Raw genomic sequence first — 8,406 nt, 5'->3', positions numbered from 1 at the left:
TTGCCACGCAATATGTTATAAATATGGTTATGCAAAATGGATACCAAAAAGAACAAAAAAAGTCACAAAATATTCCCTCCAGGGCTGATTTTAGACTTGACATCAGGCCATATATGGTGCATAATTACCCCCTTGCCACAAAATAAAGGGGTACACCATGAAATGTCCAGCCTGTACTTTCCCCAAGGATAAGGTGATCGACTCCCGCTTATGTAAGGATGGCCAGGCCATACGCCGCCGCAGGGAGTGCCTGCAGTGCCATCGCCGTTACACCACCTACGAGTACATAGAATCCGCTCTGATGGTCGTTAAAAAGGACGGCCGGCGGGAGGCTTTTGACCACCAGAAGCTTATTTCCGGCATTCGTCGGGCGGTGGAAAAAAGGCCCATCAGCATCGATGCCCTGGAGAGGATGGTGGAGACCATCGAGAACGAACTCCAGGCGGGGGGCCACAATGAGGTGCCGGCCGACGTCATAGGAGAACATGTGATGAAGCATCTCCAGGAGCTGGACGGGGTGGCCTATGTGCGTTTTGCCTCGGTCTACCGTTCCTTCCGGGAAGTGTCCGAATTCGCCGATGCGGCCAAATCATTCTCCGAAAAAAGCCAGCAGAAAAATATAAAAAAGTGAGGGAGCAATGCCAGATAAAAACCGTGAGCTACTAGCCAGTCCAACCACCCCCGATCCCCAGGAACCTCCCCGCTTTTTATTTGCCGGAGAGAAGATCAAGGACCTGCACAGCTCGCTGGCCAGCAAGATGTTCCATCTGGTCCAGAAGCGCAACGGCAATATAGTCAATTTCGACAAACGCAAGATCACCGAGGCCATCTTTCAGGCGGCCCAGGCGGTGGGCGGCTCGGACAGCAGCGTCTCCGAGAACCTGGCCGACGAGGTGGTGCTCTTTTTGTATTCCTCCAAGGGCGACCATCTGCCCAACGTGGAACAGGTCCAGGATGCCGTGGAAAAAGTCTTGATAGAACGCGGCCATGCCAAGACCGCCAAGGCCTATATTCTTTACCGCGACCAGCGGTCCAAGATCCGCCAGCAGAAGGTTGCTGCCAAGCCAGATTCGGCTGAAGCCGGAAAGGAACAGGACGCCACCGACCTGGCGCTGTTCGTCCGGGTGTCCGACGACAACATCGTCCAGTGGGATCGGGAGCGGATCATCAGCGCCCTAAAAAAAGAGGCCGGGGTGGCCGAGGAAATAGCCCACAAGATCGCCCGGGAGGTGGAGGACCAGATCATCAGCGCCAGGGTCAAGCGCCTGACATCATCCCTGGTCCGCGAACTGGTGGACGCCAAACTGGTGGAGCATGGCCTGGAGGAGGCCCGCAAGAAGCATTCCCGGCTGGGGCTTCCCCTGTACGATGTGGAAAAGATCCTGACCGACCGCAACCGGGAGAATGCCAACATACCCCACAACCCCGAAGCCACCAACATGTCTTTGGCCGAGACCATCAACAAGCAGTATGCCCTGGCCAAGGTCTTTTCCCAGGATGTGGCCGATGCCCATTCCCGGGGCGATATCCATCTGCACGATCTGGGCTTCATCAACCGGCCCTATTGCTCCGGGCAGAGCCTGGAATATGTCAAAAAGTATGGGCTGTCTTTGCCCAACGCCCTGTCCATCGCCAAGCCGGCCAAGCATGCCGATACCCTGCTGGCCCACATGGTCAAATTCTCGGCCGCCCTGCAGGGGCATTTTGCCGGGGCCATCGGCTGGGATGCCGTCAACGTCTTTTTCGCCCCGTATCTGGTGGGCATGTCCGACCGCGACATGCAGCAGCTGGCCCAGATGATGATCTTCGAATACAGCCAGCAGTCGGTGGCCCGGGGCGGCCAGGCCATCTTCTCCGATCTGAACATCTACTGGGAGACCCCCAAGCATTTCGAGAACGTCCCGGCCATCGGCCCGGGCGGCGAATACACCGGCAAGAAATACGGCGATTATTTAAAGGAATCCCAGCGCTTCGCCTGGGCCCTGTTCGACATATATAAGGCCGGGGACGGCACCGGGCGTCCGTTTTTCTTTCCCAAGCCGGAGGTCCACATCACCGAGAAATTCTACCAGACCCCCGGCCACCAGGACTTCCTCAACCATATATCCCAGGTGGCGGCCGAGAAGGGCAACACCTATTTCGTGTTCGACCGGGGGGAGACCGCCAAGATATCCGAGTGCTGCCGGCTGGCCTTCAAGCTGGAGGAGTCCGATCTTCAAGACGCCCACTTCCCCTGGAAGATGAGATATTCCGCCCTGCAGAACGTCACCCTCAACCTGCCGCGCATCGCCTACCTGGCCAAGGGCGACACCAACGCCCTGTTCAAAAAGATGGACGAGTTCCTGCACCTTGCCGCCAAGGGCCACATCCAGAAGCGAAAATTCATCGAAAAGCTGATGGCCCTGAAGGAACAGGGGCCGCTGGCCCTGCTGGCCATGGAGAAGGACGGCGAATCTTATCTGCGCCTGTCCAAGGTGTCGTTTCTTATCGGGATGCTGGGCCTGAACGAGATGGTCCAGGTCCACACCGGCCAGGAATTGCACGAATCGCCAGAGGCCTTCAAGTTCGGCCTGAAGATCATCGCCTATCTGCACCTCAAGACCAAGGAGCTGGCCAAGGAATATAAAATGAAGTTCGTGCTGGAGCAGACCCCGGCCGAGAGCACCGCCTTCCGCTTTGCCAAGCTGGACCTGGAGCATTTCCCCAAGGAGACCGAGAAGGTGGTCAAGGGCAATATCAAGGACAATTCGGTCTATTACACCAACTCCACCTATCTGAATGTCTCTCATGCGGTCAATCCCATTGACCGGGTCAAGCAGGAGGGCAAGTTCCACGACATGATCGAGGCCGGGGCCCTGACCCATATCTGGATCGCCGATTCCCACCCCTCCCCGGAATCCATCGCCAATTTCGTCACCAAGACCTTCCGCCATACCCGCAACGCCCAGATAGCCTTCTCGCCGGAGTTCACCACCTGCAACGTCTGCAGCAAGGTCTACCGCGGCCTGCTGGACGAGTGCCCGCACTGCAGCGGCAGGAAGATTAGCGGGATAGAGAGGATCAAGTGACCTAACCCCTGCCCCTTCCCGATGCGGGAAGGGGCAGGGGTTAGGTCATTGCGAGGGGGCATCAATATTGGACAAACGAAGCAATCCATAAGAGCATTCAGGAGGCAGTATACGGTAGGGGCGAAGTCTCTTCGCCCTGGGCCTAACCCAGATGGTAGTGATGAAGTGCCTTCGCCCGACCCCTCCCTAACCCTCCCCGTAACGGAGAGGGAATGGTCATTGCGAGAGCAGCAATAAATATAAACTCAACCCTTCGTTTGTCCGATATAGGTAAAACTCAGGGCAGGCTCCCGGCCCTTCTCTTGGTAAGAGAAGGGAGAAAGGGATGAGTTCGGGGTAAGAGGTATTAGAACAAACATCTGTGGGCTGTTCGTGTTTATGCAGTTCACGGTCAGGATAGACTGGGATAAGCAGTTTTCGGGGAAATGAGAGACGTTTGATTGGTTATTGCTTTTTAAGACGTATAAGAACTAGACTACAAGAGAAAAAAGCGGGAAAGTTAGTAAACCAACGCCTGTCATAAAGGATACAATATTAAAAGTATATTTAGAAATATTTATACGAAGCAAACGCTATCCTTTAGTCATATCTTGTTTGCAGGTTTAATTTCATTCGTTATAGGGCAAGGCTTGACATCCATATATAGCTACTTGATCTCAACATTTTACCAGCCCTGCAACAATTCAACATTGTGTGTTCTTAGTCTTCCTAAAAAACTTCTGGCAATAAATGCATTTATTGGCTATTCATTGCCATTTTTGGGTGCTTTCTTGGTAGGAATATTCTATCCCTTAGGCATGTGGAGGATTGGAGCAGTTTATTACTTTCTTTTTTGCTTTTTTTTAGCAGCACAGTCTTACACAGGACCTTATAAGAGTAATTTTTCGTTCATGGACTTAGGTGCACTAGTTATGACTGGGATGATTTTTTTCCCCGCATTTTTTATGGGTGGAATATTAGGTTCATTATTAGGGCGGTTGATAAAGAGAATTGTCATAAAAAATGCAACTGGATAATTATTTACGGCGTGGATTGTTTGAGAGAAGCCGTTCGGGGGAAGTGAGTATCGAGACTATAAAGTAAGGACACGGCATGCCGTGTCCCAAAAGATAGATAAAATCAAAATAATATATATTGGAGGACATCATGGAACTGCAGGAATTGAAAGACAAACTGAGCGCCGAGAAGCACATCTACGACTTCACCGAAGAGGGCGGGGATGTCATCATCCGCAACAAGAAGCACGGAGTCAAGGTGCGCTGCAGCGCCGAGGCCGTCGCCAAGCACGACTGGGCCACCATCAAGGGCCAGACGGTGGGCGGCCGCAATGTCAACCACATCACCCGGGTCACCGGTTATTTCACCATCGTCGAGGGCTGGAACAAGGGCAAGCTGGGCGAGCTCAAGGACCGCTACCACTCCCAGATAGCCTAAAACGGTTCGTCATTCCTTCGAAGGAAGGAATCCATGGATTCCCGTCTGCCCACGGCCCCGATGAAATCGGAGCCTCGACTTTGTCGGGGCGCGGCACGGGAATGACAGCAGGGCATAATAGCCCAACTTCAGCAAAAAACCAGTTGCGTCATTCTGAGCAGGGCATAATGCTCGGCCGATCGAAGAATCTATCGGGTAGAGATTCTTCGATTTGTAAGGCAGGCAAGGCACCTCAGTATGACAGGATCGTAAGCAAGTAAGAATTAGAAAGGCTTCAATGGAATTGAAAGTATTCGGCCGTCCCACCTGCCAGGTCTGCAAGCAGGCCATGGAGAAGATCAACTATTTCCTGGACAAGTGGGAATATCAGGGCAAGGTGCCGCTCAATTATTTCGACATGGATACTGTGGACGGACTGGCCGAGGGGGCCTTTTACGAGGTTTTTGACATCCCCACCGTGGTCCTGCTGAACAACGAGGACGAAATGGACCGCTGGGTCAAGCGGCCCCCGCTGTCCAAGGAGTTAAAGCCGTACCTGGATCCGGCGGTATAAGGCGGCTCTGTAGATATACAATGGGGAAGCAGTTGTGATGCAATGGCCATGCAATTGTAAGGCTATTGTATATCCATCGTGTAACAATCGTAATTCTATCGCACAACAATCGTAATTATGGAAATTAAAGGCTTCATCGAAACATCGCTGATCGACTGGGACGGCAAGATCGTCTCAGTCGTTTTTCTTCCCGGCTGCAACTTCCGCTGCCCGTTCTGCCACAACCATATATTGGTAAAGCACCCGGAGCAGATCGCCGATGTTCCATGGGAGCGCATAGAATCGTTCCTGAAGGGCAAGAAGGGCTGGATAGACGGGGTGGTGATCACTGGGGGCGAGCCGACCATCCATAAAGACCTGATGCCCCTGCTGATGAAACTGAAAGGATTGGGCTTGCCGGCCAAATTAGACACCAACGGCAGCAACCCGGCTCTATTAAGGAAGATAATAGACCAAGGCCTGGTCGAATTCATCGCCATGGACATCAAGGCCTCATTTGATCAAAAATATGATCTGGCCTGTGGAGTTGTCGTCAATAAGGAGAATATCAGAGAAAGCATCGGCCTGATCCTGTACTCCGGCCTGGAGTATGAGTTCCGCACCACCATAGTGCCGCAATACCACGACTTGGATTCGGTTGACAATATGGCCCGGGAGATAAAAGGGGCAAAAAAGTGGGTTTTACAGCAGTTTGTCCAAACCAATGCCGATAACCAGGAACTGCGCAATATGCCACCATATAATGAGGAATATCTGGAAGAGATGAGAAAGACGGCGGAAGGGCTGGTGGAAAGGGTAGTTTTAAGGGGAATATAGGTAATAATATCATATATAATGAAGAAACGCCCCGGCAGAAGCCGGGGCGTTTCTTTTTTTAAAGATCAATACCAGATCTTTGGGGTGGTTACCGTGAAGGTTTTATTATAACCGTAGGCATCGGTTCCAGTGAAAGTGATAGTAACGGCTGCGCCTGCTCCCATGGCCGGGTAAGTGGGAGTGAAGATATAATCGTAAGTACCTTCGCCGGGAACATATCCGGCAATACCATAACTTTCCACTATGGCTGCCGTGCCTACCGTATCGGTGAAAGTAGAGGTCCTTTTGGTAAGGATGGCCTCGACGTAATTCATATTTTCAAAGGTAATTGTCATTGGTAGGCCCATACCTCCTGGAGGATCAATGTTCGTTATTCTAAGTTCCGGCGCCGGGGTCACAGAGCTACAACCCACCACTGTCAGCAAGGCTATGAAAAACAGGGAAATTAACTTTTTCATGGTAACCTCCAAAATATTTTGGTTTGTTGAATTATCCCTTTAAGTGTCCCTATCAATTGGGTAGTATAGTGCAACTTAGTGATTATGTCAAGAGAAAAATAAAAAAAAATAAAAAAAATAAAAAAAAAGCTTGACAAACATATACAAAATGAATAGAATGTCTAAAGGTAGCTTTGTCTATAGTTATATATACTTACCGTTACTTCATTCTTGAGCGAGGTAAATATGCCTGTATCCCCAAAAGAAATAGATTCCGGGAAATTATACACCGTCTCGGAGACGGCCAAGATACTGGCGGTCACCGACCAGACGGTGCGCAAACATTTGGGCGTAAAAAATCTCCCGGGCAAAAAGATTGGCCGGCGTTGGCTGGTCAAGGGAAGCGAGATCCAGAAATTTATTGGCGAATTGGGCTGGTAAACCGGGCTGAAAAAATCAATTGGTTTGATAATAACCGATAAAGTGAGGTAAACTCAAAATGTTTTTTGGAAAAAAACCAGCCACCATAGGTTTGGACATAGGCAGCAGCCAGATAAAGATCGTCGAGATCCAGAAGACCGGCAAGGGGCTGTCTCTGGTCAATTACGGTATTGCTCCGCTGCTGCCGGAGGCCATCGTCGAGGGCGAGATCATGGACCGGACCCTGGTCATCGACACCATCAAGACGCTTTTAGAGACCAGGCAGATAAAAAGCAATAATGTGGTAACCGCGGTCTCCGGCCGGGGCGTCATCGTCAAACGGATCAATATGGACAAGATGAAGGAGCAGGAGGCCCGGGAGAGGATCAAGTGGGAGGCCGAGCAACATGTGCCGTTCGAGATATCCGATGTGGTGCTGGATTTCCAGATCATCAATCCCGATTCGGGCAACAACCAGATGGAGGTGCTGCTGGTGGCGGCCCGGAACGAGACGGTGAACGTCCACCTGGACCTGCTGTCCGGGGCCGGCCTAAACCCGATCCTGCTGGATTACGGGGCCTTTGCCGTGCAGAATGCCTTCGAGGCTGGTTACGAAATGCCGGCCGACGAGATTATAGCCCTGGTCAATATCGGGGCCGATAACACCAACATCAATTTCGTCAAGAACGGCGTGCCGTATTTTACCAGGGACCTTCCGATGGCCAGCAACTCCTGCCTGCAGTTGATGCAGAAGAACCTGGGGATCTCCTACGAGCAGGCCACCGAGCTGATAAAAGGCGAGACGGTGTCCGACGTCAGCCAGGAATCGGCCGCTTCAGTGTTCCAGTCCTTCTCCGATGATTTTGCCTCATCTATAGAAAGGACCCTCTCCTTCCTGGCCATGTCCGGCGGGGGCGAGAGGATGAGCCGGATATATATGTCGGGCGGCGGGGCCCTGATCCCGTCGCTTCAGGATCACCTCAAGGAGAGGTTCGGGATCCCGGCGGAGATCATAAATCCATTACAAAAAATCAGCTATGATCCGGGCCTGTTCGGAGCCGTAGCCAGCGAAAAGGTTTCCCCGATCTTGACCCTGGCCATCGGCCTGGGGCTTAGGGAGGTAAAATAGATGATACAGATTAATTTAATTCGGGATCGCAAGGTAGAGAGAGTGGCCGGGGCCAAACCGGCCGGAGCCGGGGTCAGTTTTTCCCTGCCCAAATTACCATTCAATGTCGGCATCTTGGCCAGCGTTTTGGGAGTGGTCATTGTGCTGGTGGTCATAGTGTTGACAATGATCTCCCAGAAGGCCCAGATCGCCAGCCTGGAATCCAAGATCAAGGGTTATAATGAAGAACTGACCAAGCTGGCCGGGCCCAAACGTTTGGTGGATGATTATCTTGCAAAACAGGCTGATGTGAACACCAAGCTGAACGAAATAGCCTCGATTGATAAAACCCGGTTCTATACAGTTACTTTATTGGATCAATTGAGCCATGCCCTGCCGGATTACCTTTGGCTTACCAGCATGAAAGATGAGAAGGATGTGATATCCATGGAAGGAATGACGTTCTCCAACCTTATCGTGGCTGATTTCATGGACCGGCTCAAAGGTTCCGGGTATTTTTCAAATGTAGAATTAACGCAAACCACCAAAGCCACCAGCGAGGGGCGTGAT

General features: G+C 51.7%; 9 protein-coding genes. 8 read left to right on the top strand and 1 reads right to left on the bottom strand.

What is annotated here, in order from left to right; genetic code table 11:
- Window positions 1–157 precede the first annotated feature (157 nt).
- The 5 genes from nrdR (at window position 158) to KJ869_01275 (ending at window position 5,871) form a co-directional block, all read left to right on the top strand.
- A complete protein-coding gene (gene nrdR / locus KJ869_01295; protein ID MBU1575828.1) occupies window positions 158–631 on the top strand; it encodes a transcriptional regulator NrdR in 474 nt (157 codons plus the stop codon).
- 340 nt (window positions 632–971) lie between these two features.
- Window positions 972–3,068 (top strand): anaerobic ribonucleoside-triphosphate reductase, encoded by a 2,097-nt coding sequence (nrdD, locus tag KJ869_01290; GenBank protein MBU1575827.1) that lies wholly within the window; start codon window positions 972–974, stop codon window positions 3,066–3,068.
- Window positions 3,069–4,214: 1,146 nt separating this feature from the next.
- Entirely contained in the window at window positions 4,215–4,502 is a 288-nt protein-coding gene (locus KJ869_01285) for an anaerobic ribonucleoside-triphosphate reductase (GenBank protein MBU1575826.1), read from the top strand.
- Window positions 4,503–4,779: 277 nt separating this feature from the next.
- Window positions 4,780–5,055: a hypothetical protein gene (locus tag KJ869_01280; protein ID MBU1575825.1), complete on the top strand. Its 276-nt coding sequence runs from the start codon at window positions 4,780–4,782 to the stop codon at window positions 5,053–5,055.
- Window positions 5,056–5,172: 117 nt separating this feature from the next.
- Complete coding sequence (locus tag KJ869_01275) at window positions 5,173–5,871, top strand: anaerobic ribonucleoside-triphosphate reductase activating protein (GenBank protein ID MBU1575824.1); 699 nt, start codon at window positions 5,173–5,175, stop codon at window positions 5,869–5,871.
- Between the two features lie 65 nt (window positions 5,872–5,936).
- On the opposite strand, the gene KJ869_01270 is transcribed toward KJ869_01275, so the two are convergent.
- Complete coding sequence (locus tag KJ869_01270; GenBank protein MBU1575823.1) at window positions 5,937–6,206, bottom strand: hypothetical protein; 270 nt, start codon at window positions 6,204–6,206, stop codon at window positions 5,937–5,939.
- A 348-nt stretch (window positions 6,207–6,554) separates the two neighbouring features.
- On the opposite strand from KJ869_01270, the gene KJ869_01265 reads away from it, so the two are divergent.
- The 3 genes from KJ869_01265 to KJ869_01255 all read left to right on the top strand — a co-directional run.
- The gene (locus KJ869_01265) at window positions 6,555–6,749 is read left to right on the top strand and encodes a helix-turn-helix domain-containing protein (GenBank protein MBU1575822.1); all 195 of its coding nucleotides are present in this window, start codon (window positions 6,555–6,557) and stop codon (window positions 6,747–6,749) included.
- 58 nt (window positions 6,750–6,807) lie between these two features.
- Window positions 6,808–7,857, top strand: a complete 1,050-nt coding sequence (locus tag KJ869_01260) for a pilus assembly protein PilM (GenBank protein MBU1575821.1) — start codon at window positions 6,808–6,810, stop codon at window positions 7,855–7,857.
- A partial coding sequence (locus KJ869_01255) for a PilN domain-containing protein (protein ID MBU1575820.1) occupies window positions 7,858–8,406 on the top strand: 549 nt, incomplete at its 3' end.

The organism is Candidatus Edwardsbacteria bacterium, assembly GCA_018821925.1.
Classification (GTDB): domain Bacteria; phylum Edwardsbacteria; class AC1; order AC1; family EtOH8; genus UBA2226.
This window is presented reverse-complemented; position numbering and strand designations above follow the sequence as displayed.